This is a genomic window from Streptomyces sp. HM190 (assembly GCF_009857135.1).
Classification (GTDB): Bacteria; Actinomycetota; Actinomycetes; order Streptomycetales; family Streptomycetaceae; genus Streptomyces; species Streptomyces heilongjiangensis.
In genome coordinates, this window is record NZ_CP047318.1 from 6,892,578 (window position 1) to 6,916,377 (window position 23,800).

Consider the following 23,800-nt stretch of genomic DNA (forward strand, 5'->3'; position numbering starts at 1 on the left):
ACGCGGCCCGACGACAGAAACCCGGCGTCCCCTCACGGCAGAAAGCGCTCTCTCCGGTCGTGTCGGACCCGTTGACCTCCCGGGAGCGCGCCCTTACCTTTTCGCCGATCGGTGTGACCGATCTTGTGCGAAATTCCGAACGATTCTGTTCTTTTCTGTGCCGCCTCGCCACGCTCCGATGCCCCGACACCCCCCACGCAGAACCTTCAGAGAGGCAGACCGCATGAGCCGCGACCACGCCTTGCCCCTACCGCCCGACCGCCGGCTGCTGCTGAAGGGCGCCCTGGCCGCGGGCGCCCTCACCGCCCTGCCGGATGCCGCCCACGCGGCGACCGGCGGTCCGGCCGCCGCCCCGGCGGGACCGGGTGCCGCAGCCCCGTACGCCAACCCGTTGGTCCGCAACCGGGCCGACCCGCACATCCACCGCCACCGCGACGGCTGCTACTACTTCACGGCCACCGCACCCGAGTACGACCGGATCATCCTGCGCAGATCCCGCACGCTGCGCGGTCTGTCGACCGCGCCCGAGTCGGTGATCTGGCGCAAGCACGCCACCGGTGCCATGGGCGCCCACATCTGGGCGCCGGAGATCCACCACATCGACGGCAGGTGGTACGTCTACTTCGCCGCCGCGCCCGCCGAGGACATCTGGGCCATCCGGATCTGGGTCCTGGAGAACACGCACCGCGACCCGTTCCAGGGCACCTGGGTCGAACGCGGTCAGCTCAAGACCGCCTGGGAGACCTTCTCCCTCGACGCCACCACCTTCACCCACCGCGGCACCCGCTATCTGGCCTGGGCGCAGCACGAGCCAGGCGTGGACAACAACACCGCGCTCTGGCTGTCGAGGATGGCCGACCCGCTGACCCTGACCGGGCCCCAGGTCCGGCTCTCCACGCCGGAACTGCCCTGGGAGGTCGTCGGCTTCAAGGTCAACGAGGGCCCGTCGGTCATCAAGCGCAACGGCCGCCTCTTCATGTCGTACTCGGCGAGCGCCACCGACGCCAACTACTGCATGGGCCTGCTGACGGCCGACGCGGACGCCGACCTGATGAACCCCGCCAACTGGTCGAAGTCCCCGGTGCCGGTCTTCACCAGCAACGACACCACCCGGCAGTACGGGCCGGGCCACAACAGCTTCACCGTCGCCGAGGACGGCCGCACCGACGTCCTCGTCTACCACGCCCGCCCGTACAAGGACATCGTCGGCGACCCCCTGAACGACCCCAACCGCCACACCCGTGTGCAGCGCCTCGGCTGGAAGCCCGACGGCACCCCCGACTTCGGCGTCCCCGTCGCCGACACCCCCACCCCGAGCACCCGGAAGGAGAGCTGAGATGAGACGTGCCCACGCGATCCTCCTCGCGCTCTGCCTCGCACTGGCCGGCGCCCTCGTCACCGCGGGCCCGGCCCAGGCGGCACCCCAGACCATCCCCAACGGCGTCCAGTTCACCGACAGCGGCGGCAACCCCCTGCACGCGCACGGCGGCGGTGTCCTCAAGGTCGGCTCGTACTACTACTGGTTCGGTGAGCACCGCAACCCCGACAACACCTTCAAGTACGTCTCGGCGTACCGCTCGACGGACCTGAAGAACTGGGAGTTCCGCAACAACGTCCTCACCCAGGCCACCGACCCGGAGCTGGCGACCGCCAACATCGAGCGGCCGAAGGTCGTCTACAACGCGTCCACCGGCAAATTCGTGATGTGGATGCACAAGGAGAACGGCGTCGACTACAGCGAGGCCCGTGCCGCCGTCGCCGTCTCCGACACCGTCGACGGCGACTACAGCTGGCGGGGCAGCTTCCGCCCGCTCGGCCAGCACATGTCCCGCGACATCACCACCTTCGTGGACACCGACGGCACCGGCTACATGATCTCGGCGGCCCGTGAGAACTACGACCTCCAGATCTACCGGCTCACCGCCGACTACACCCAGGTCGCCGCCCTCGTCGCCGACCCCTGGCACGGCGGGCACCGCGAGGCCCCCGCCCTGTTCAAGCGGGGCGGCGTGTACTTCATGCTGACGTCGGGCGCCACCGGCTGGAGCCCCAACCAGCAGCAGTACGCCACCGCCACCAACATCGCCGGACCCTGGACCGCCATGACGAACATCGGCGACTCCACCACGTTCGGGTCGCAGACCGCGTACGTCCTGCCCGTGCAGGGCACGTCGACCACCTCGTACCTGTACATGGGCGACCGCTGGGGCAACTCCTTCGGCGGCACGGTCAACGACTCCCGCTACGTGTGGCTGCCGCTGACCTTCCCGACCTCGACCACGATGTCCCTGTCCTGGTCGCCGGAGATCACCGTCGACACGGCCACCGGCACGGTCGGCGGGACCAGCGCCACCTACAACACGCTGGTCGCGCGGCACTCCTCCAAGTGCGCCGACGTCACGAGCCAGTCGCAGTGGGCGGGCGGCCAGCTCAAGCAGTACGCCTGCAACGGCGGCAACAACCAGAAGTACTGGTTCAAGTCCGTCGGCGGCGGCTACTACCAACTGGTGACCCGCCACAGCTCCCTGTGCGTGCGGGAGAACGCGAGCACCGTGACCCAGGAGAACTGCGACTCCTCGGCGATCGACCAGCAGTGGTCCCTGACCACCACCGGCTCCTACGTGAACGTCAAGTCCCGCGCGACCGGCGAGTGCCTCGACGTGAACGGCGGGTCCACCGCCGACTCGGCCGCGATCATCACGTACACGTGCAACGGCGGCACGAACCAGCAGTGGACGCGCGGGACGTGACGGAGCCTCAGCTCAGCAGGTCGATCGCGTCGATCGCCGTCCCGGCACTGAGGTAGGAGGTCGTCCCCGACCCGCTCACCACGTTGATCCTCAGCACGTTGTACTGACCGGTGTCCGTCAGCCAGGCGGACGCCGGGACGCTGTAGGTGAACGTGTGGTTGTTGCCCCGGTAGGACCCGTTGGTCAGGGACCGCGTGTTCGGCTGGGTGGGCGGGGAGGGGATGGCCGACGTCCATCTGTCGTTGACGACGACCTGCGGGCGGCCGTTGGCGTAGGCCGTCGTCACCCCGATGCGCAGGGTGTGGGCGGCGGCGGCCTGCGCGGCGGTCAGCCTGAAGTAGACGAGGATGCCGCTGTTGACGTCCTTCCACAGGTAGCAGGGGAAGGCCGACGTCTCGGTGCCGCTGCCGATGACGACGTTGCCCGTCCAGGCGGCGGCCCGGACGTCCGACGGATGCGCGTACGTCATCAGGTCGGCGTTCTTGAAGCCGCTAGGCGTCCCGTTCCAGTCGTTGATCCGCCAGATCGCACTCGCCCTGGACGGGTCGTTCGACGACGGGATCGCGATCGAGTTGAGCGTCGTCGTCCCGCCCGCCGCGACCGACACCGAGCCGGTGTACACCGCCAGTTCGCCCTTGAAGACCGTCAGGGTGTACGTCCCCGGCAATACCCCCGACAGGGAGAAGTAACCGTCCGACGAGCGAGCCGAACCCCAGTACTGGGCCGCCGGGTTGGCGAGTCCCACGGTGTACGGGTACGCCGTGTCGCGCCCCGTGATGCCGACGCCCGCGACCCGGCCCCGGCCGCCCGCGCCCACGTACCCGGCGATGCCGAGCGCGTCCGCCCACGGGGTGGTCAGCGTGCCCGGGAACAGCGACGAGGAGGGCGCCCCGCCGTCCGTGAACGCGATGACGTACGGGCCCTGGAGCCCGAACCGCTGCTCCTCGGTCTGGTTCTGCCCGTAGTAGAGGATCTCGTACAGGCCGCCGCCGTCCGCGCTCTGGTGGCGCAGCAGCGAGCGGTAGAACGGGCCGCCGGAGGCCTTCTCGTGGTTGGAGCGCACGATCCACAGGCCCACACCGTTCGCCGACCAGCCGACGTAGTCGTAGTCGATCACCCGCAGCCGGGAGAAGTGCTTCGAGCGGGTCTGGCCGTCGGACTTGCGGAACACGTCCGACGCCTCGATGGTGGTGGGCGCGTAGGTGTAGGAGTCGGGCGCGTCGTTGAGGAACAGGCCCGCCCTGACGCGCAGGATGAAGCGGGTCGCCGACACCGAGGTGTCGGCCTTGTCGGTCCACACGTAGATGTTGTTCTCGCCGCTGCGGGCCGCGTAGTAGTGCCGCAGGGTGCCGTACGTGACGGAGACCAGGATCGTGGAGCCGGTCTGACGGATCGTCACCGTGGAGCTGCCGAGGCCGGACTCGATGTGCGAGTTCATGCCGCCGTAGCCCTGGTACTCCGTGCCCCGGTGGACGAGCGACGCCAGGTCGCCGTTGCTCTTCCTGACCTTGAAGACGAGCTGCGCGCCGGTGTCGACGACGTAGTGGGTGCCGTCGTCGCTCCAGCCGAACGCGGCGGCGCGGGCGGTACCGGCGAGCGGCCCGGCGACTGCCGCGCCGGCCGCGGCGGCGGCCGTGCCGAGGACGAAGCCGCGGCGGCCGAGCGGCTCTTGGCCGTTGGCCTGGGACATGGGGGCCTCCTCGGGAGGGGTGGGGGAGTGCGGGTGATTCGGAAGGGTGACAGTTGAATCGATTTCGCGAAAGGGCTTTCGCCGCAGGGAAGTTGGCAATCTTGTGAAAGTGGTCCGGCATCTAGAAAGCGCTTGCCAAACGGGGTACGGTCCAGCCGCCGGGTCTTGTCATCCCTCCCGAGGAGCCGCAATGAGACGTTTCACCGTCGCCGCGCTGACGGCGGCGACCCTGGGCACCGTCCTGTCGGCCGCACCCGCCCAGGCGCACCACGGCCGACCCGTCCTCGGCCCCGAGAACTGCGCCGCGAACGCCTGCCACTTCGACGTCCCCGACGGTACCTACGACGTCACCGTCCGCCTCGGCGGCGAGAGCGCCGCCGGCACGAGGATCACCGGCGAGACCCGCCGCACCCTCCTGCCCGAGACGGCGACCGCGGCCGGCCAACCGGTCGTGCGCAGCTTCACCGTGAACGTCCGCACCCCCGAGGGCGAACCCACCGGCCCCGACGGCACCCCCGGCCTCGACCTCGTCATCGGCGGCTCGGCGCCCGCGCTGGCCGACATCCGCGTGACGCCCGCCCTCCCCCGAGCTCTCGGCTCCGCTCGAGCAGGGGGGACCCCCGTGCCCCGGCAGATCTTCCTCGTCGGCGACTCCACGGTGTGCGACCAGCCCGGCGACCCGTACTCCGGCTGGGGCCAGCAGCTCCCGCAGTACCTGCGCAAGGGCCTGTCGGTCGCCAACTACGCCGACTCCGGCGAGAGCACGGTGTCCTACCTGGCCGACACGCGGCTGTGGGCCACCGTCCAGCCGCGGATCCACCGCGGTGACCTGGTGCTCGTCCAGCTCGCCCACAACGACAAGCAGACCGACGAGGCCACCTACCGCGCCAACCTGGAGACCCTCGTCGCGGGCGTCCGCGAGAAGGGCGGCAGGCCGGTCCTGGTCACCCCTATCGTGCGCCGCTGGTTCAACGCGGACGGCACCCTGAACAACAACACGGCCCTCCTCGTCAACGGCCTCGGCGTCGACCACCCGGCCGTCACCCGCTCCGTCGCCGCCGCCCACGACGTGCCGCTGATCGACCTCACCGCGAGGACGAAGGCCCTGGTCGAGTCACTGGGCCCCGAAGCCTCGAAGGCGCTCTACCTCTACAACGAGAAGCGCGACAACACCCACACCTCCGTCCACGGCGCCACCGTGTACGCCGGCCTCGTCCGCGACGAACTCGTCGCCCTGGGGCTGGTGCCCGCCGGGCGGACCAGGGTGGGATGAGCCCCTGGGGCGCCCCGACCGGAACCGGGGCGCCCCAGGTTCCACACCGACCAGGCACTCCCACCGACCCGGTCACCACGGACAGCGACGACCCAGGAAGCGTGCGCCCATGCACTCCCAGCCCGACGAGGACCGCAGCCTCAGCCCGTACACCGGCTACACCCGCGCCCACTGGGAGGCCGCCGCCGACGCGCTGCTGGCCGCCGTGGCACCGTACGCGACCGCCGACGGCGCCCTGTACGACCTCCCCGGTGACCGCACGAGCTGGTCGGGCCGCCTCTCGGACGGCCTGGAGGGCTACGCCCGCACCCTGCTCCTCGCCGCGTTCCGCAAGGACGAGAAGGCCCTCGCCCGCTACGCCGACGGACTCGCGGCCGGCGTCCAGGGGGTGTGGCCGCGCATCGAGGACCGGGGCCAGCCCCTCGTGGAGGCGGCGTCCATCGCCCTCGCGCTCCGGCTGACCCGGCCGCTGCTGTGGGACCGCCTCGACGACGGAGTGCGGCAGCGCGCGGCGGCCTGGCTCGGCGACGCGCTCACCGCCGAACCCTGGCCGTGCAACTGGGAGTTGTTCCCGGTGACCGTCGGCGGGTTCCTCGCCGAGATCGGCCACGAACCGGAGAGGTCCCGCCGGGTGATCGAGGAGCGGCTCGACCGCATCGAGCAGTGGTACCTCGGGGACGGCTGGTACACCGACGGCGACGGCCGCAAGTTCGACTACTACAACGGCTGGGCGATGCACCTCTACCCGGTGCTGCACGCCTGGCTCGCCGACGACGCACGCCTGCTCGACCTGTACGGCGGGCGTCTGTCGACCCATCTCGCCGACTACGCCGGCCTGTTCGGCGGCGACGGCGCCCCGATGCACCAGGGCCGCTCCCTGACGTACCGCTTCGCCACCACGGTGCCGCTCTGGCTCGGCGCGCTGACCGGCCGGACACCGCTCGGGCCGGGCGAGACGCGCCGGCTGGCGTCCGGCGCCCTGAGGTACTTCCTCGACCGGGGCGCCGTCGACGGCCGGGGCCTGCTGTCGCTGGGCTGGCACGGCCCCGACCCGGCCGTCCTCCAGGGCTACTCGGGCCCCGCTTCCCCGTACTGGGCGAGCAAGGGGTTCCTGGGTCTGCTGCTGCCGCCGGACCACCCGGTGTGGACGGCGCCGGAGGAGGCCGCGCCGGTGGAACGCGCCGACGCGCTGCGCCCCCTGGGCCCGCCCAACTGGCTCCTGCAGTCGACCCGTTCGGACGGTCTGGTCCGCCTCCACAACCACGGCAGCGAGGACGTCCGCTACGACCCTTACTACACGCGTCTGGCGTACTCCACGGTGACGGCGCCCGTGCCCCTGGCGGAACCCCCGTCGCGGTACGACAACAGCGTGATCGTCGACGGCGACGCCACCCGCACGGACATCGAGCCGCTCGGCGTGGGCGAGGGCTGGGCGGCGTCCCGGCACACGGCCGGCGGGGGAGTCCGCGTGACGAACCTCGTGCTCGCCCGCGGGGCGGTGGAGGTGAGGGCCCACCTGGTGGCGGGGGCGGCCCCCGGCACCCCGGTCCGCGTGACCGGCTGGGCGCCGGCCGTCGGCGTCCGCACCGACCTCCGGCCGGCCGTCGGTCTCCGGGACGCCGCCGACGACGCTCCCGGCCCGCGGGCCCTCACCGGTGAGACGACCGGCGGCACCACCCTCTTCGTGGCCCTGTCCCGTCTGACGGCCGCGCCCACCCCGACCTCCCTGGAGGACACGGTCACCGTGCGCCTCGGTGAGCAGGGCGCACTCCACGTGCGCTGGAGCGACGGCCCGGAGGTCCGGGTCCACCTGACGGACGGCGCGGTCCTCTCCGATGACCTGGAGCCGTGACGGCGCGCGCCCGGTGCGCGCACCGGGCGTGCGTCAGGGCCCCGTAGGGCACGGAGAGCCGGTCCCTGCCGTACGCGGCGACCGGTCCGGGGCGCCCGCGCCCCGCGCGGCGGCTTCCCGCGGCCAGTTCTCCAGGGCCACGTGCAGGGCCTCGATCGCCCGGTCCCAGGACGTCCGTACGTCGCGTGCCGCGCCGAAACCACCGCCCGCCTCCAGGACGCAGTACCCGTGGAAGGTGCCGCGCAGCAGGCGCACGGCGTCGGTGAGGTCGGGCTCCTCCAGGCCGTAGGCGCGGAGCATGCCGTAGGTGATCTCGGCGGTGCGGCGGAAGGCGGGCGAGGCGGCCACCAGGTCCTGGTCGACGCGGGACTGGGTGGCCGCGTACCGGCCGGGCCGCTCCAGGGCGTACGCCCGGTAGGCCCCCGCGAACGCGGCCAGCGCGTCCTTGCCGGCCCGGCCGGCCACCGCGTCCGCGATCCGCTCGATCATCTCCCCGGCGGCCAGGAACGTGACCCGGGTCCGCAGGTCCTGGAGGTTCCTGACGTGGGAGTACAGGCTGGCGTCCTTCACCCCGAACCGCCGGGCGAGCGCCGACAGCGTCACGTTCTCGAACCCGACCTCGTCCGCGAGGTCGGCCGCGGCCACGACGACCCGATCGGCCGTGAGACCGGTTCTGGGCATGGGCGACCACCTCGTGTTCCGCGCGCCTGGGGTGTGCGGGAACAGCCTAAGGGCTGTCCCGTAATCCCCGGCGGGCGCACGACGCCGGGGATTACGGGACAGCCCTTAGCTTGTTCTTTTTCTTCCGGGCTCGAATCGTGTGTCGAACTGGGTCGCTCACCTGGGGATTCGCCGGACGTGGGGGCGGCCCTCGTCTGATCCTGTGCTCCGACCAAGGTGCACGTGACCAAGACGAAGGCCGTGAGGGTGAGTCTGCTGCCTGATGCTGTACGGAGGGAAGCGTTCGCGGAGGCGTCACGCTTCCGGGACGAGTTCTACGAGTGTCTGACCGCTCGGCGCGATGAGTTGTTCGAGTTGGTGGACGCGGTGCTGTGCGCGGACGGTGCGGTGAAGTCACCGGTGGATCTGACGTTGCTGCCCGAGCACCGGCGTGGGCACGGAGCGATGTACGGCGGCTTGAATCACGGCAGGATCGACGTCGGCCAACTGCGGACAGTGCTGGCAGGGCTGCCGCTGCCGCGTTTCGATGGTGGACGCCTGGTTCTGGCGGTCGATGTGTCACCGTGGCTGCGTTCGGACGCGCCGTGCTCGGCGGAGCGGCTGTTCTGCCACGTGTATGGCCGGGCGAAGACGGCGTCGCAGTTCATTCCGGGCTGGCCCTACTCCTTTGTCGCCGTGCTGGAGCCGGGTGCCACCTCCTGGACCGCGATCCTGGACGCGGTCCGGCTGGGTCCGGTGGACGACGCGACCGCCGTCACGGCAGACCAGCTGAGAGGTGTCGTCGAGCGGCTCATGGCCGCTGGTCAGTGGCAGGCCGGGGACCCGGCCATCGTGATCGTCAGTGACGCGGGCTACGACGTGACCCGTCTGGCCTGGGTGCTGCGCGACCTGCCGGTTGAGCTGGTCGGCCGGGTCCGCTCCGACCGCGTCATGCGTCTACCGAAGCCACCGCGGATGCACGGCGTCAACGGCCGGCCGCCCAAGCACGGTCCGGAGTTCCGGTTCACCAGACCGGAGACCTGGCCGGAGCCCGCAATCACCACGATCACGGACACCAGCAACTACGGCAAGGCCGAGACCCAGGCATGGGACCGGGTCCATCCCCGGCTCACTCACCGTTCCTCGTGGCTGGACCATGAGGGCGAACTTCCCCTGGTGGAAGGGACGTTGATCCGGCTGAAGGTTGAGCACTTGTCGAAGGAACGAGATGCTCCGCCGGTGTGGTTGTGGTCCTCGAAGACCGGCGCCACCTCGGACGACGTGGACCGCTTCTGGCAGGTGTTCCTCCGCCGCTTCGACCTGGAGCACACCTTCCGCTTCGCGAAGCAGACCCTGGGCTGGACCACGCCGAAACTCCGCACTCCTCAGGCCGCGGACCGCTGGACCTGGCTCCTGATCGTCGCTCACACCCAGCTCAGACTCGCCCGGACACTCGCTGAGGACCTCCGCCGACCGTGGGAGAAACCCACCACCTCCGGCCGGCTCACCCCGGCCCGTGTCCGCCGGGGGTTCAGGAACATCCGCGCTCACCTCGCCTGCCCGAGCCGTGTTCCCAAACCTCGTGGCACCGGTCCCGGGCGGCCACCCGGCGCCAAGAACAAACGCCGGGCACCCCGCTACGACGTCGGGAAAACCGTCAAACGCCCCGAGACCCTCAAGGCCATCGGCAAGCCCGGAAGATCTTGGTAGATAAAGAACAAGCTTAGGTGAGGCGGACGCCTCTGATCCCGGCACTCCGCTGCCGAACCGGGACCACTCTCCCCGCGCCGACGCCGTGCCGACGCCGTGCCGCGCGGGCCACCGGGACGAGCCGGCGGACAACCGTGAGGGCGGCCGGGCCGCACGGCCGGGCCGCCCTCACCGTCACGGGGTCACCGCCGCTCAGCGGGCCTCGGAGAACACGAACGAGAACTCCGCCGGCTCCGCCCGCAGGTGGTACTGCGGCAGCGCGCCCGGCCCGCACGACTGCGAGCCGATGCCCATCTGACCGTGGTCCAGGTTGACCCACACCGTGTCACCGGCCCGCAGGTCGGTCAGGTGCTCGGCCGCGTCGAGCTGCTCGCTCGTCCAGCGCCGCGCGGTGAACCAGAACTCCGGGTCGCCGTCGATCCGCAGACCGCCCAGCTCCGCCCAGCGGACGTCGGGGCGGGCCCCGTTCTCCTGCGGGCGCAGGTACGGGGTCTGCAGCTCGTCGACCGAGGAGCGGTGCCGGTACAGCATGGACGCCGACTTGGTGTCGGGGTAGCCCTCGCCGGGGCCGCCGCCGTACCAGGTCACCGTGTCCGCCGAGGACAGCCCGAAGCGGATGCCGAGGCGGGGGAGCGGGACCGTCCAGTCGCCCTCCGGGTCCACCGACACGGTCAGCCGCAGCCGTGTCCCGTCCGACGTCCAGCGGTACGTCGTGCGCAGCCCGATCTCCCACGCCGCCGGCGCCACCCGGGTCCGTACGGTCAGCGCGTCCTCGCCCACCTCGACGGCGTCCAGCCGGTGGCGCATGCGGTGCAGGCCGTACTGGCGCCACAGCAGGCCGTACCGCAGTTCCGGCTGCCAGTCGGCCCCGGCGTCGTTGTCCGTGGGCGCCCGCCACACGTCCAGGCGCAGCCCGGTCACGTCGACGCCGCCGATGGTCCTCAGGGCGCCCGTGCGGGCGTCGAAGGAGGCCGGGCCGAGGTAGATCAGCTTCTCGTCCGCCGTGGGACGGTCGCCCGGCACCACGACCGGCGACGGACGCTCCACGACCGGCAGCTGGGCCCACGCCACCTGGTGGTCCCTGCGGCCCCACGCGGTGTCCTCGGCCAGCAGCGCCCGTACGGTCCACAGCGCCTCGCCCGTGGCCGCGCCGGCCGGCGGCTGCGGCAGCTTCACCTCGGCCGACTCACCGGGCCTCAGGGAGGGCACGGCGAGGACGCCGGCCTCCAGCGTCTTCCCGTCGACCTGGTACGACCACTCGAAGGCCAGCTCCGACAGGTCCGCGAAGTCGAACGCGTTGCGGACCCGGACGGTGCCGGCGGTGCCGTCGCCGTCGATGCGGACCGGCTCGATCACCTTCTTGAACTCGACCAGACCGGGGGAGGGCGTCCGGTCCGGGAAGACCAGGCCGTCGCAGACGAAGTTGCCGTCGTGCAGCTCCTCGCCGAAGTCGCCGCCGTAGGCGTAGCCCAGCTCGGGGTGCTTGACGCCGTGGTCGATCCACTCCCAGATGAAGCCGCCCTGGATGCGGTCGTGCGCCTCGAAGATCCGCTGGTAGTCGGCGAGACCGCCGGGACCGTTGCCCATGGCGTGGCCGTACTCGCACTGGATGAAGGGCAGGCCGCGGCGCTTGTGGGTGCCGCCGTCCAGCCCCCTGCCGATGCGTTCGACCTCGGCGTGGTCGGCGTACATCCGGGAGTACACGTCGGTGTCGCGGCAGTCCCAGTCGCCCTCGTAGTGCACCAGGCGGGAGCCGTCACGGCCGTGGATCCACTCGGCCATGGCGGTCAGGCCGCGTCCGGTGCCGCACTCGTTGCCGAGGGACCACATCACGACCGACGGGTGGTTCTTGTCGCGCTCGACCATCCGCGCGGCCCGGTCCAGCAGGGCCGGGGTCCAGCGGTCGTCGTCGACGGGGTTGTCCCGCCAGTTCTGCTCGGTGAAGCCGTGGGTCTCCAGGTCGCACTCGTCGATCACCCACAGCCCGTACTCGTCGCACAGGTCGAGGAAGGCGGGGTGCGGGGGGTAGTGCGAGGTGCGCACGGCGTTGATGTTGTGCCGCTTCATCAGCAGCACGTCCGCGCGCATCGTCTCCAGGTCGAGCGCGCGGCCCCGCTCCGGGTGCCACTCGTGGCGGTTGACGCCCTTGAACAGGATCGGCCGGCCGTTGACCTTGATCAGGCCGTCCTCCAGCACGACCGTGCGGAAGCCGATCCGCAGCGGGACGCGCTCGCCCGCCGTCACCAGCTCACCGTCGTACAGGCGGGGGGTCTCCGCGGTCCACGGTTCGACCGGGACGGTCACCGGCTCGCCCGTCGCGACATCGATGTCCAGGCCGGGCACGAGGACCCGGCCGTCGACGTCGGAGTCCACGCGCAGGGTGCCGGTGCCGCCCACGTGGTCGTAGGAGGCGTGCACGAAGAAGTCGAGGACGGCGCCCACCGGGCGGTGCAGCAGGGTGACGTCCCGGAAGATGCCGGGCAGCCACCACTGGTCCTGGTCCTCCAGGTAGGAGCCCGCCGACCACTGGTGGACCCGCACCGCGAGGACGTTGCCCGTGGGCTTCAGCAGCTGCCCGACGGCGAACTCGTGGGCGAGCCGCGAGCCCTTGAACTCACCGATGTCCGTGCCGTTCAGCCAGACGCGGGCGCAGGACTCCACGCCGTCGAAGCGGAGCACGGCCGAGCCGTCCGCCGGCCACCCCTCGGGCAGGTCGAAGTACCGCAGGTGGTCGCCGGTCGGGTTCTCCGTCGGTACCCGGGGCGGGTCCACCGGGAAGGGGTACAGGTGGTTGGTGTAGATCGGAGCCCCGAACGCCCCGTCGCCCTGCAGCACCCAGTGCCCCGGCACGGACACCCGGGACCAGTCCCCGGCGTCGTACCCCTCCGCGGCGAAGGAGTCGTCCTCGGCGTCGGCGGTCGGCGACAGCCGGAAGTGCCAGTCGCCGTTGAGGGACAGGGTGCGGGCGTCGGAGGACGCGTACCAGGCGCGGGGCGGCAGGGCCCCGCTGCCCGGCGACACGTCCTCGACGTAGTCGACGGACGAGGCGGTGGTGCCGGTGGTGCGGAAAGACATCGGTCTCCTTGCTGGTTCCTAGCCCTTGATGCCAGTCTGCGCGATGCCCTGCACCAGCCAGCGCTGGAGGAAGAGGAACACGAACACCAGGGGCAGGATGGATATGGCCGTGGCCATGAAGATCAGGTGGTAGGTGATGGTCTGGCCGGTCATGTAGTTCGAGAGCGCGACCTGGACGGTCCACGCACTGGGATCCTGACCGATGACCAGGGGCCACAGGAAGGAGTTCCAGCCACTGATGAATGTGATCGTCGCCATGGCGGCGAAGAAGTTCAGTGAGTTGGGTACGACGACCCGCCAGTACGCGCCCATGTAACCGAGCCCGTCCACGCGTGCCGCCTCCTCCAGCTCCTTGGGGAAGCCCAGGAAGTACTGCCGGAACAGGAAGCAGGTGAAACCACTGAAGAGGCCGGGGATGATGAGGCCGCGGTAGGTGTCGATCCAGCCGAGGGACGAGACCAGCACGAAACTGGGCACGAACGTCACGGCGGTGGGCACCATCAGGGTGCCGAGGACGGCGTAGAAGACCTTGTTGGCGTGCTTGTACGGGATGCGCGCGAGACCGTAGCCGGCCAGCGAGCAGACCAGCAGCGTGCCGAGGGTGTGCAGGACGCCCACGACCGCCGAGTTCCACATCGAGCGCGCGAAGTCGACCGACGGGTCGTCGAACGGCTTGGTGAAGTTCCCCCACTGGATCTCGGAGGGGAACCACTTCCACTCCTCACCGGTGATCTCGGGGTCCGTCATCAGCGCGTTGCGGACGATCAGGTAGAAGGGGATCAGGAAGAGGAGCGCGGCGATGCCGGTGGCGACGTAGAGACCGGTCGAGCCGATCACGCTGCCGCTGCGGACCCTGCGCGGCCTGGCCGGTGCCTCGACCCGCTCCGCCGGAGGTGTCGTCGTGGTGGTCACTTGGACTCCTCACCCCTTCCGAATCCCATGATCTTGCCCTGGAGCAGGGTGACGAGGCAGATCAGCACGGTGAGGATCAGCGCGCCCGCGCTGCCCGCGCCGTAGTCCTGGCTGTCGCCGAGGGCCTTGTAGTACAGCTCGATCAGCGGTGGCCGGCCCCAGGTGGTCTTCGACAGCAGGTTGAAGAACTCGTCGAACGCCTGGTAGGCGGCCACGAGGAGCAGCAGGATCACGGCGGTGGAGGTGGCCCGCAGCTGGGGCAGGGTGATGTGCCAGAACGTCTGCCAGCCGGGCTTCGCGCCGTCGATCGCGGCGGCCTCGTACATCTCCTGCGGGATGTTCTGCAGGGCCGCGATGAAGAGGATCATGTAGAAGCCGGCCTGGAGCCAGAGCCGCACGGTCACGATGACCAGCCAGTACCACGGCGGGTCGGGGCTGGCGAGCCACGCGGTGTTGTCGATCCCGAACAGGCCGAGGAAGGTGTTCATCATGCCGAAGCGGACACCGTTGAAGATGGACATCTTCCAGATCAGCGAGGCGGCGACGTAGCTGACCGCCGTCGGCAGGAAGAACACCGAGCGGAAGAACGCCCGCATGAACCGCAGCCGGTTCACCATCAGCGCGAGCCCGAGCGAGGTCGCCCAGGTCAGCGGCACGATGATCGCGGCGAAGACGGTGAAGGTGCCGAGCGACCCCACGAAGTCCTCGTCGGTCAGCATCACGACGTAGTTCTCGAGGCCGACGAACTTGTCGGGGGTGACGGTGAAGCGGGCCTCGAAGAACGACAGCCACAGGCTCCACAGGATCGGCGTGTAGACGAAGACGGCGAGGCCGATCAGGAACGGCCCGGTGAAGAGCCAGAAGTTGAGGGAGGGGGAGCCCCGCAGCCCCCGCCGCGGCTTGGCCGGAGCGGCCTTCGCCGGGGCGGGGCTGGAGACGCCGTCCTTGGTGATGGTCGACATGTCGTGGCTACCTGTCCCCAGGCCTATCCGAACAGCTTCTTCAGCTCGCGGTTGACCTTGGCGTCGGCCTTGGTCAGCTCCTTGTCCGGGTCACCGCCCTTGCGCACCGAGTTGGCCATGACGTCCTCCAGGGCGGTGATGCTCGCCTGGGTCCAACCGATGTTGTCGAAGTGGCCGAACTCGTTGAAGAGCTTGACGCCCTCGGCCGGCAGACCCGACTTCAGCTTGTCGGCGGACTCCGCGATCGAGGTGCGCGGCGGGATGTGGAAGCCGTAGGAGAGGGCCCAGTCCTCCTGGTACTCCTTCTGGTCGATCCACAGCCACTTCACGTATTCCTTGGTCGCCTCGACGTTCTTGCCCTTGGCGTTGACGAACATCGACCAGCCGCCGTTGTAGACGGACTGCTTGCCCGCGTCGCCGACCTTCGGGAACGGGAAGATGCCGAGGTCGTCGCCGAGCGCCTCCTGCATCTGCGGCATCGCCCACATGCCGCACCACTGCATCGCGGTCAGGCCCTGGTTGAGCGCGGCCGGGTCCCAGAAGTCGGTGGGTGCGTCGAGCAGCAGGTCACCGCTGGTGAACAGCTTGCGGAGCTGCTTGAAGCCGTCGACGACCGCGTCCGTGTGGTAGGCGATCTGGTTCTTGTCGTCCAGGTGCTGGGCGCCGGCCGACCAGATCATCGGGCTGATGACCGCGTGCAGGGTGTTGCCGAGGTAGGCGCCCTTGACCTTGCTCGTGGTCAGCTTCGCGGCGGCCTCGATCAGCTCCTCCAGCGTCTGCGGGACCTCGACGCCGGCCTTCTCGAACATCGACTTGCGGTAGAAGAAGAACTGCGGGTCGTCGATCATCCGGATGCCGTAGATCTTGCCGTCGACCGTGTGCGACTGGATGTCGGCGGGGTTGAAGTCGTCCTTGACCGGCTCGATCAGGTCGGTCAGGTCCGCCACCTGGCCGCTCTCGATCATCTGCAGCTGCGGGTGGAACTCGAAGCAGTCGGGGGCCTTGTCGGTGAGCAGCGACGCGAACAGCTTGCTCTCGAAGTTGGAGCCGGTGATCCACTGCGTGGTGACGCCTGCGTCCTTGTAGGCCTTCGCGTACCGCTTGACGGCCTGCTCGGTGCCGGCCTCGCCGTAGGCGTGGAAGTACTGCGTCAGGGCCTTGCCGGACCCGGAGCCGCCGCCTCGGCCGTTGTTGCTGCCGCACGCGGCGAGACCGCCGGCGGCGGCCAGACCCAGCGCGGCCCGCAGTGCGGTGCGGCGGTCGAAGTTCCTGTTGCTCAATGCCGACATGCTGACGTCCTTGTCTCGAGTGCGGCTCCCGGCGCTGCGCCGGTGCAGGGCTCTGCGGCTCAGTGCCAGTGGCTCAAAGAGGCTTGCGGAGCGGGACGTTAACCTTCGGCTAAGGCTTCGGCAAGGGGTTGAACGAAGTCTGTTCGAAGCGTTGTATTCGGTTCGAGCAGCCGAACGCGCGTGGTTCCGGAGGCGGTCGGGACATGTGCGAGGGCCGCCGGGTCAGGGTCCGGCGGCCCTCTGCTCATGGGGGTGTCACCGCCGCGACCAGGCCCGACGCCCGGCCGGCGCGGTGCGCACCCGTTCCCTCACGACGCCGACGCGGTACGGCTCCTCGCCGGGACGGCACGCCGGGCGGGCCGCTGGCTGAACGACGACAGCGCCCCTTCGAGGGCGAAGGTCGCGGCGCCCAGGCACACCGGGTCGGTCGGGATGGGGGACAGGACGATCTCGGCGGCGTCCAGCGGCCGGCGCAGCGAGTGCCGGGCCACGGCCTGCCGCACCTCCGCGAGGAGCGGTTCGCCGAGCGTGGCCGCGACCCAGCTGCTGAGCACGACCACTTCGGGGTTGAGCAGGTTGACCAGGTCGGCGATACCGGCACCGAGGTAACGGGCGGTGTCCCGGACGACCTTCAGCGCGACGGGGTCCCCGTCGGCCACACCCCGGGCGAGGGCGTCGATGGTCGCGGTCTGGTCCTCGGGGTGCAGCAGGGTGCTCTGCGGGGCGAGTTCCCGCAGGTGCAGCATGATGCCGGGCGCGCCGACATAGGTCTCCACGCAGCCGTGGTTGCCGCAGTGGCACAGCCGCCCGTCGAGCACGAGCGTGGTGTGCCCCCACTCCCCGGCGCTGTTGCTGACCCCCCGGTGCAGTCCGCCGCCCAGCACCAGCCCGGCGCCCACCCCCGTGCCGAGGTTCACCACGACGGCGTCCCCCCGGCCCCGGGCCGCGCCGAACCACAGCTCGGCGACCGCGCAGGCCCGCAGCGGATTGTCCAGGTAGAGCGGGTAGGCGATGTGCTCGGCGAGCAGGTCGAGCAGCGGGACGTCGTGCCAGTCCCAGTTCGGGGCGTACTCCGACACCCCACCCTCCCGGTCCACCTGGCCCGGCACGCTCACCCCGACCCCGAGCACGCGCGCACCCTCCACCCCGGCCTGGGTGACCACCGAGCCCACGGCGGCCGCGACATGGCCGACGACCTGCTCCGGCCGGCTCTCACCCGGGCGCATGTCCTCGTCCGCGCGGGCCAGCACGTTGAGCGCCAGGTCGAACAGCTCTACCCGGACATAGGTCTCGGCGATGTCGACGCCGATCAGCGCGCCGCCGGTGGTGTTGACGGCGACGAGCCCCCGGGGGCGCCCGCCGGCGGAGTCCTCGAAGCCGACCTCGGTGATCAACCGCAGGTCGAGCAGCTCCCCGACCAGCGTCGCGACCGTCGCGAGGCTCAGTCCGGTGGCCGCCGCGAGCTCCTGCCGGGACGTGGGAGACTCGGCGATGATCTGGCGCAGCACCTCGTAGCGGTTCGCGGTGCGAATGTCGCGAGACGTGCGCTTCACCGACGACATGTTCTCCTCGATCCCTCCGGGCCGTGGCGAGGCATGCGGCCCCGGCGCGGCGCAAGGCTATGACTAGGAGGGACTTTCGACAAGGGGTTAGGAAAGGGGGTTTACAAAGTGGCCGTGGCGGGCGGCGGCACATGGCCGAAGAGTGGCGGGCCGCCGCAACCCCAGGTGAGAGACCCGCCTCAGCCGCCGAGCACCTCCCGCACGAACGCGTTGCGGAACGCGCCCGCCGGATCCAGTGCCTCGGCCAGCGCACGGAATTCACCCAGCCGGGGGTACAGCTCCCGCAGCGCGGCCGCCGGAACCGTGAACACCTTTCCCCAGTGCGGCCGGGCCCCCAGCGGTGCCAGCGCCTCCTCCACCCGACCCACCACCGGCAGCACGGCCGCCGTGTCGGCGATCCACGTGAAGTGCAGCGCGACCGTGTCCCGGCCGTGGGACGGGCTGAGCCACTGGTCGTCGGCGGCCACCGTACGGACCTCGCACACCTGGAGCACGGGCGCCACCACCTCCCGCAACCCGTCCAGCGCGCGCAGCGCCCGGCCGGCCTCCGCACGCGGCAGCAGGTACTCCGACTGCAACTCCTCCCCGCTGCTCGGCGTGAACTCCGCCCGGAAGTGCGGCAGCCGCTCGTGCCACGGGCCGGGCACCCCCAGCTGCTCCGTGCAGTTCACCGACGGCATCCCCGGCACCGGGTGCACCGGCCCGGCCGCGGGCTCGGCCCACGGGAACTCCCGGACCGGCTGATCGGTGCGCCGCTTGACCCAGACCTGGTCGAAACCGGAGTGCCGCCACCGGGTGAACAGGCTCACGCTGTACGCCGCCGCCGAGACCGCCCCGAAGTCCAGCCCCGCCAGGGGGAGCGGGCCGTGCACGGTCTGGCTCACCTCGAAGGCCGGCTCCAGATCGAGGGTGAGCGCCGTGACCACACCGAGGGCGCCGAGCGAGGTCACCGCCCCGCCGAAGCGCTCGTCGCCGCGCCCCAGGACCAGCGTCGAGCCGTCCGCGAGGACCAGCTCGACCTCGCTGACGGCCGCCGCGAGCGGCCCGTTGCCGTTTCCCGAACCATGGGTGCCGGTGGCCACCGACCCCGCCACCGAGATGTGCGGCAGCGAGGCCATGTTGTGCAGGGCGAGGCCGTGGGCGTGCACCGCGCGGGCCAGCTCCGCGTACCGCACGCCGCCCCCGACCCGTACCGTCCGGGCCGCCGGGTCCACCTCGATCACCGGCGGCAGCGCGGACAGCGACAGCAGCACCCCGTCCGGGCCGGGCTCGGCGATCTCGTTGAACGAGTGGCCGCTGCCCAGCACCCGCACCCGCTCGCTGCCCGCGACCAGGGCCCGCAGCGCGTCGACCGAGCGCGGCCGGTGCAGCTCCTTCGCGCGGTACGTGATGTTCCGCGCCCAGTTGGTCAGGGTCTCGGTCGTCATGCCTGAAGTCCTCCACCGTCCGCGAGCCCGGGGGCCCATTCCCTAGGTGCGCTCATCCTCCCTGGTCCGGGCGGTCCGTTGACCCCCTCTCGCCCGCCCGCCTACGGTGTGAGAACGGTTACTGCCGTCGAGCGTCCCGACCGGAAGGCCACTTTCTTGCCCGAGCGTCCCCGTGCCGTGTTCGCCATGACCGCCGAGAACGTTCCGCTGATCTTCCCGCCGGAGGTGCTGTCCCGGCTGCGGGAGGCTGTGGACGTCGACCCCGCGCTGGTCGTCGAGCGCGCCGAGGACTTCGCCGACCCGCGCGTCCGGCCGGTGCTCGCCGCGGCCGAGGTGCTGATCACCGGCTGGGGCTGTCCCCTGATCGACGCGGCGGTGCTCGACGCGGCGCCCGCCCTGCGCACGATCCTGCACACCGCCGGCTCGGTGAAGGGCTTCGTCACGCCGGCCGTCTGGGAACGGGGCATCACGGTCTCCACCGCCGCCGACGCCAACGCCGTGCCCGTCGCCGAGTACACCCTCGCGATGATCCTGCTCGCCGGAAAGGACGTCCTCGTCCGGCGCGACCGCCTGCGCGCCGAACCGAGCCACCCCGGCTGGGGCATCGTCCCCGGCATCGGCAACCACGGCCGCCGCGTCGGCGTCATCGGGGCCTCCCGCATCGGCCGCCGTGTCATCCAACTGCTGCGCCCCTTCGACCTGCGGGTGAGCCTCACCGACCCGTACGTCGACGAGGCGGGAGCCGCTGCCCTCGGCGTGACCCTGCTGCCGCTCGACGACCTCCTGCGCACCTGCGACATCGTGACCGTCCACGCCCCCGACACCCCCGAGACCCACCGCCTCCTCGGCCGGCGCGAACTCGCCCTCATGCCCGACGGGGCCGTCCTCGTCAACACCGCCCGCGGCGCCCTGGTCGACCACGACGCGCTCATCGCAGAACTCGGCGCGGGCCGCCTCTCCGCCATCCTCGACGTCACCGACCCCGAGCCGCTGCCCGCCGACTCCCCGCTCCTCGACCTCCCCAACGCCTTCGTCACCCCCCACCTCGCCGGCTCCCAGGGCAACGAGCTCGCCCGCCTGGGCCTCTCGGTCACCGAGGAGGCCGAACGCCTCGCCGCCGGCACCCTCCCGGCCCACGCGCTCGACCGCGCCGTACTGGAACGCTCCGCGTGATGTGCGGCTCCGCGTGAGGCGGCGCTCCGCGTGACGTGCGGGCTCCGTGGGACGCGGTGCTCAGTGTGACGCGCGCGACAAGGGTGATCCCGGTCGTGGCCGCCGCGCGACCCGCTCGGGGGCCCCGCTCCCACCTCCGCCGGGCCGGAGGCATACCGTGAGGAGTCGAACGAGAGGAGAAACGGCATGGGCAGCCGCACCGCGCTGGTGGAGGACCTGATGGAGAGGTTCCCGCACGTGCCACGGGAAGCCGTCTTCAAGGAGGACCTGCTCAGGGGCGGCGTGGCCTTCGACGCCTCCGCCCTCAGCGACAACGAGAACGGCGAGGTCAAGCCGAAGTCGTACTTCATCTTCTCCTTCGACCACGGCACCCTGCCCGAACTGGGCGAGGCCGCGCTGCGCCGCCCGCCCGAGGAGATCATCCTCACCGGCGGCCCCTACGACCTGCGGCGCACCGTCGTCTCCGTACGGGTCAACCCGTCGTCGCCGTACCGCGTCGCGGCCGACGACGACGGCCTCCTCGGCCTCTACCTCGATGGCCGCCGCATCGCGGACGTCGGCGTGCCGCCGATGCCCGAGTACTACCGGCACACCCTCTCCAACGGGAAGTCCGTGATGGAGGTGGCCCCCACCATCCAGTGGGGCTACCTCATCTACCTGACCGTGTTCCGGGTCTGCCAGTACTTCGGCGCCAAGGAGGAGTGCCAGTACTGCGACATCAACCACAACTGGCGCCAGCACAAGGCCGCCGGCCGGCCGTACACGGGCGTGAAGGACGTCGACGAGGTCCTGGAGGCCCTGGAGATCATCGACCGGTACGACACCGCGAAGACCTCCACCGCGTACACCCTCACCGGTGGCGCGATCACCAAGACCGTCGCCGGACGGGACGAGGCCGACTTCTACGGCCACTACGCCAAGGCCATCGAGGAGCGCTTCCCGAACCGCTGGATCGGCAAGGTCGTCGCGCAGGCGCTGCCGCTGGACGACGTCAAGCGCTTCCACGACTACGGCGTGAAGATCTACCACCCCAACTACGAGGTGTGGGACGAGTACCTCTTCAAGATGTACTGCCCGGGCAAGGAGCGCTACGTCGGCCGCGACGAGTGGCACAAGCGCATCCTCGACTCGGCGGAGGTCTTCGGCGCGCGCAACGTCATCCCGAACTTCGTCGCAGGCGTCGAGATGGCCGAGCCGTTCGGCTTCACCACGGTCGACGAGGCCATCGCGTCCACCACCGAGGGGCTGCGCTTCTTCATGTCGCACGGCATCACGCCCCGCTTCACCACCTGGTGCCCCGAGCCCACGACCCCGCTCGGCAAGGCCAACCCGCAGGGCGCGCCGCTGGAGTACCACATCAGGCTGCTGGAGGCATACCGCGCCACGATGGACGACTTCGGTCTGTCCTCGCCCCCCGGCTACGGCCCGCCCGGCCCCGGTCACGCGGTCTTCTCGGTCAGCTCCTTCATGGACAGCCTCCCGGCGGTCGAGGGCGCCACCGAAGAGGTTACAGTCGAGTAACCGCCGTGACCGGTGAGTCGGATGGGGCTCCGGTACGTACAACTCCACAGCGGAAACCGACGTTCGGCACATCTGAACACGCGGCTTGTCAGTTGTGTGGGAAGCGTGAAAAGCTCGGGGCCGCCACAAGGTGGTCCCCTCAACTCCCTTGCCTCAGGGGTCGGTTGACCTTTCTTGTGGACTTCCCCCCTCGCTCTGTGGATGCAGGAGACCCATGCCCGACCTGCCGAAGCCCCAGGACGCCGTCGAAGCCGCGCTGTTCTCGGAGTGCTGGGACGCGGTCCTGTCGTACGCCGATCTGTGCACCTCCGGCTCGAACGCGGCGACCCAACTGGCCACCCAGGCCTTCAGCAGCGGCATGCGGGAGGCCGAGGTCCTGGAGTTCGAGGCGGGCGCCGGCCGCGGTGCGGGACGGCGGGCCCTGCGCCTGCCCCGCATACCCTTCCTCCTGACCTGGGTCAGGACCACCGCCGCCACCTGGGAGTCGGGCGGGCAGGGCCACCGGCTCGACCCCGACCTGCGCCTGTGGCTCAACTCCGACAAGGCCTTCCGCTACGCCGGACCGCCGCTGCACCGCCCCCTCGCCCTGCGCGCCCTCCGGGACATGCAGGAGCCCGACGCGGCGCTGCTGTGGCTGGCCGAGGTCGAGTCGCTGCCCCTGACGTCGGTGGCCCGCAGGCTCGGCCTGGACCCGGCCGTCGCCCGCGCCGAACTCGACCAGGTGCGCGGCCTGTTCCGCGACCGCTGCCAGCGCAACCTGGCCGACACCCCCATGGACGCCGACTGCCGCAGCTACGCGCGGCTGCTGGACGCGGTCACCCGCTCGCCCGGCACGGAGACCCCCGACGACCTCTCCCGGCACCTCGCCACCTGTGTGGAGTGCGCCGAGGCGGCCTCCTGCCTCGGGCTGCACGGCGGCGGCCTGCCCGCCGCCCTCGCCGGCGGCGTCATCGGCTGGGGCGGACTCGCCTACCTGGAGCGCCGCCGCCGCGCCGCCGAGGCGGGCCTCCTGCCCGGCCGCGCCGACTCCACCGGCACCGACCGGGGACTGTCGCCGGGCACGGAACCCCGCCCGCGGATCGGCCGCACCGGGCTGCTGGTCGGCGCCGCCGTCGTCTCCGTGCTCGCGCTCGCCGTCTCCCTCATGCAGTTCGGCGACGACGACACGGCCGTGGCCGGGGGCGGCACCACGAGCGAGTCGCCGGTCGCCCAGCGGGACCCCTCCCTCCCGCAGGCACAGCCCCGCCCGTCCGGCAAGTCGTCCGAACTGCAGAGCACCACCCGCCCGCAGGAGCCCGGCGCCGACGACGAGGACGGCGGCGACAGCAACAGCAACGAGCAACCGCAGGGCGACTCCTCGACGCCCGCCCGGGTGTCGCACGAGCCGGTCGAGCCCGGCAAGCCCTCCTCCGCGACCTGCCGCGTCCGCTACCAGGTCGACAACGAGTGGCCCGGCGGCTTCCAGGCCACCGTCACCGTCACCACCACCAAGGCCCTCGACGGCTGGCGCATCAGCTGGTCCTACGAGGGCGGCCAGCGCGTCACCCAGATGTGGGACGGCACCTTCGACCAGAACGGCTCCCGCGTGACGGCCACCGCCGCCGACTACAACAAGACGGTGGCCAAGGGCGGCACGTTCGGCGTCGGCTTCCTCGGCGCCTGGGAGAGCGACGCCAACACCGTTCCCGACGACTTCACGCTCAACGGCCGCCCCTGCAAGACGGCCGGCTGACCAGCGGGGGGCCCGGCCCGCGGGCGGGCCGGGGGACCGGCGGGTCGGCGACCGCGCCGGGGCCTCGGTCGGCCCGCCGGGCGGGCCGATTCCCGGCCGCCCGTCAATTCGATTGACGGGCCCCCGTAGGCCCCCGCTAGGGTGGGACCACCCCGCACCGCGGCCCTTTCGGCCGCCGGTGCCGACGACGAGCAGAGAACAGGAGGTGTCGA

At 71.1% G+C, this 23,800-nt stretch carries 16 protein-coding genes; 8 read left to right on the plus strand and 8 right to left on the minus strand.

The features are described 5' to 3' along the window. The first annotated feature begins 223 nt into the window (after positions 1 to 223). Together GSY65_RS29510 and GSY65_RS29515 are read left to right on the plus strand one after the other, a co-directional pair. Entirely contained in the window at positions 224 to 1,336 is a 1,113-nt protein-coding gene (locus GSY65_RS29510) for a glycoside hydrolase family 43 protein (protein ID WP_159774342.1), read from the plus strand. A 1-nt stretch (position 1,337) separates the two neighbouring features. Further along, on the plus strand, positions 1,338 to 2,750 hold the full coding sequence (locus tag GSY65_RS29515) for an RICIN domain-containing protein (protein ID WP_159774344.1): 1,413 nt from the start codon (positions 1,338 to 1,340) through the stop codon (positions 2,748 to 2,750). Positions 2,751 to 2,757: 7 nt separating this feature from the next. On the opposite strand, the gene GSY65_RS29520 is transcribed toward GSY65_RS29515, so the two are convergent. After that, the gene (locus GSY65_RS29520) at positions 2,758 to 4,440 is read right to left on the minus strand and encodes a rhamnogalacturonan lyase B N-terminal domain-containing protein (RefSeq protein ID WP_159774346.1); all 1,683 of its coding nucleotides are present in this window, start codon (positions 4,438 to 4,440) and stop codon (positions 2,758 to 2,760) included. A gap of 190 nt (positions 4,441 to 4,630) precedes the next feature. On the opposite strand from GSY65_RS29520, the gene GSY65_RS29525 reads away from it, so the two are divergent. Further along, the gene (locus GSY65_RS29525) at positions 4,631 to 5,713 is read left to right on the plus strand and encodes a rhamnogalacturonan acetylesterase (RefSeq protein ID WP_159774348.1); all 1,083 of its coding nucleotides are present in this window, start codon (positions 4,631 to 4,633) and stop codon (positions 5,711 to 5,713) included. A gap of 109 nt (positions 5,714 to 5,822) precedes the next feature. Then, complete coding sequence (locus GSY65_RS29530; protein ID WP_159774350.1) at positions 5,823 to 7,565, plus strand: DUF2264 domain-containing protein; 1,743 nt, start codon at positions 5,823 to 5,825, stop codon at positions 7,563 to 7,565. A 33-nt stretch (positions 7,566 to 7,598) separates the two neighbouring features. On the opposite strand, the gene GSY65_RS29535 is transcribed toward GSY65_RS29530, so the two are convergent. Continuing rightward, positions 7,599 to 8,246: a TetR/AcrR family transcriptional regulator gene (locus GSY65_RS29535; RefSeq protein ID WP_159774352.1), complete on the minus strand. Its 648-nt coding sequence runs from the start codon at positions 8,244 to 8,246 to the stop codon at positions 7,599 to 7,601. Between the two features lie 246 nt (positions 8,247 to 8,492). Between GSY65_RS29535 and GSY65_RS29540 the strand changes: the two genes are divergently transcribed. Further along, positions 8,493 to 9,935 carry an NF041680 family putative transposase gene (locus GSY65_RS29540; protein WP_159775849.1) on the plus strand — a complete coding sequence of 481 codons (1,443 nt, stop codon included), beginning with the start codon at positions 8,493 to 8,495 and terminating at the stop codon, positions 9,933 to 9,935. Positions 9,936 to 10,127: 192 nt separating this feature from the next. On the opposite strand, the gene GSY65_RS29545 is transcribed toward GSY65_RS29540, so the two are convergent. The 6 genes from GSY65_RS29545 to GSY65_RS29570 form a co-directional block, all read right to left on the minus strand. Next, positions 10,128 to 13,010: a glycoside hydrolase family 2 TIM barrel-domain containing protein gene (locus GSY65_RS29545; RefSeq protein ID WP_159774354.1), complete on the minus strand. Its 2,883-nt coding sequence runs from the start codon at positions 13,008 to 13,010 to the stop codon at positions 10,128 to 10,130. Positions 13,011 to 13,028: 18 nt separating this feature from the next. After that, entirely contained in the window at positions 13,029 to 13,922 is an 894-nt protein-coding gene (locus GSY65_RS29550; protein WP_159774356.1) for a carbohydrate ABC transporter permease, read from the minus strand. Next, positions 13,919 to 14,884, minus strand: a complete 966-nt coding sequence (locus tag GSY65_RS29555; protein ID WP_159774358.1) for a carbohydrate ABC transporter permease — start codon at positions 14,882 to 14,884, stop codon at positions 13,919 to 13,921. The genes GSY65_RS29550 and GSY65_RS29555 overlap by 4 nt, the downstream gene beginning before the upstream one ends. Positions 14,885 to 14,907: 23 nt before the next feature. Next, on the minus strand, positions 14,908 to 16,173 hold the full coding sequence (locus GSY65_RS29560; RefSeq protein ID WP_159774360.1) for an ABC transporter substrate-binding protein: 1,266 nt from the start codon (positions 16,171 to 16,173) through the stop codon (positions 14,908 to 14,910). Positions 16,174 to 16,481: 308 nt separating this feature from the next. Continuing rightward, a complete protein-coding gene (locus tag GSY65_RS29565; RefSeq protein WP_201452708.1) occupies positions 16,482 to 17,735 on the minus strand; it encodes an ROK family transcriptional regulator in 1,254 nt (417 codons plus the stop codon). Between the two features lie 179 nt (positions 17,736 to 17,914). Continuing rightward, a complete protein-coding gene (locus GSY65_RS29570; RefSeq protein WP_159774364.1) occupies positions 17,915 to 19,162 on the minus strand; it encodes an FAD-binding protein in 1,248 nt (415 codons plus the stop codon). Between the two features lie 156 nt (positions 19,163 to 19,318). Between GSY65_RS29570 and GSY65_RS29575 the strand changes: the two genes are divergently transcribed. The 3 genes from GSY65_RS29575 to GSY65_RS29585 all read left to right on the plus strand — a co-directional run bounded on the left by GSY65_RS29575 (position 19,319) and on the right by GSY65_RS29585 (position 23,588). Beyond that, on the plus strand, positions 19,319 to 20,335 hold the full coding sequence (locus GSY65_RS29575) for a hydroxyacid dehydrogenase (protein WP_159774366.1): 1,017 nt from the start codon (positions 19,319 to 19,321) through the stop codon (positions 20,333 to 20,335). Positions 20,336 to 20,521: 186 nt separating this feature from the next. After that, a complete protein-coding gene (locus GSY65_RS29580) occupies positions 20,522 to 21,856 on the plus strand; it encodes a radical SAM protein (RefSeq protein WP_159774368.1) in 1,335 nt (444 codons plus the stop codon). A 214-nt stretch (positions 21,857 to 22,070) separates the two neighbouring features. Then, a complete protein-coding gene (locus GSY65_RS29585) occupies positions 22,071 to 23,588 on the plus strand; it encodes a cellulose-binding domain-containing protein (RefSeq protein WP_159774369.1) in 1,518 nt (505 codons plus the stop codon). Positions 23,589 to 23,800: the final 212 nt, after the last annotated feature.

What these genes read in the sequence shown, in the direction of transcription:
- GSY65_RS29510 (WP_159774342.1), top strand. Translation starts at nt 224, where the DNA reads ATGAGCCGCGACCACGCCTTGCCCCTACCGCCCGACCGCCGGCTGCTG.
- GSY65_RS29515 (WP_159774344.1), top strand. Translation starts at nt 1,338, where the DNA reads ATGAGACGTGCCCACGCGATCCTCCTCGCGCTCTGCCTCGCACTGGCC.
- GSY65_RS29520 (WP_159774346.1), bottom strand. Translation starts at nt 4,440, where the DNA reads ATGTCCCAGGCCAACGGCCAAGAGCCGCTCGGCCGCCGCGGCTTCGTC.
- GSY65_RS29525 (WP_159774348.1), top strand. Translation starts at nt 4,631, where the DNA reads ATGAGACGTTTCACCGTCGCCGCGCTGACGGCGGCGACCCTGGGCACC.
- GSY65_RS29530 (WP_159774350.1), top strand. Translation starts at nt 5,823, where the DNA reads ATGCACTCCCAGCCCGACGAGGACCGCAGCCTCAGCCCGTACACCGGC.
- GSY65_RS29535 (WP_159774352.1), bottom strand. Translation starts at nt 8,246, where the DNA reads ATGCCCAGAACCGGTCTCACGGCCGATCGGGTCGTCGTGGCCGCGGCC.
- GSY65_RS29545 (WP_159774354.1), bottom strand. Translation starts at nt 13,010, where the DNA reads ATGTCTTTCCGCACCACCGGCACCACCGCCTCGTCCGTCGACTACGTC.
- GSY65_RS29555 (WP_159774358.1), bottom strand. Translation starts at nt 14,884, where the DNA reads ATGTCGACCATCACCAAGGACGGCGTCTCCAGCCCCGCCCCGGCGAAG.
- GSY65_RS29560 (WP_159774360.1), bottom strand. Translation starts at nt 16,173, where the DNA reads ATGTCGGCATTGAGCAACAGGAACTTCGACCGCCGCACCGCACTGCGG.
- GSY65_RS29565 (WP_201452708.1), bottom strand. Translation starts at nt 17,735, where the DNA reads ATGTCGTCGGTGAAGCGCACGTCTCGCGACATTCGCACCGCGAACCGC.
- GSY65_RS29570 (WP_159774364.1), bottom strand. Translation starts at nt 19,162, where the DNA reads ATGACGACCGAGACCCTGACCAACTGGGCGCGGAACATCACGTACCGC.
- GSY65_RS29580 (WP_159774368.1), top strand. Translation starts at nt 20,522, where the DNA reads ATGGGCAGCCGCACCGCGCTGGTGGAGGACCTGATGGAGAGGTTCCCG.
- GSY65_RS29585 (WP_159774369.1), top strand. Translation starts at nt 22,071, where the DNA reads ATGCCCGACCTGCCGAAGCCCCAGGACGCCGTCGAAGCCGCGCTGTTC.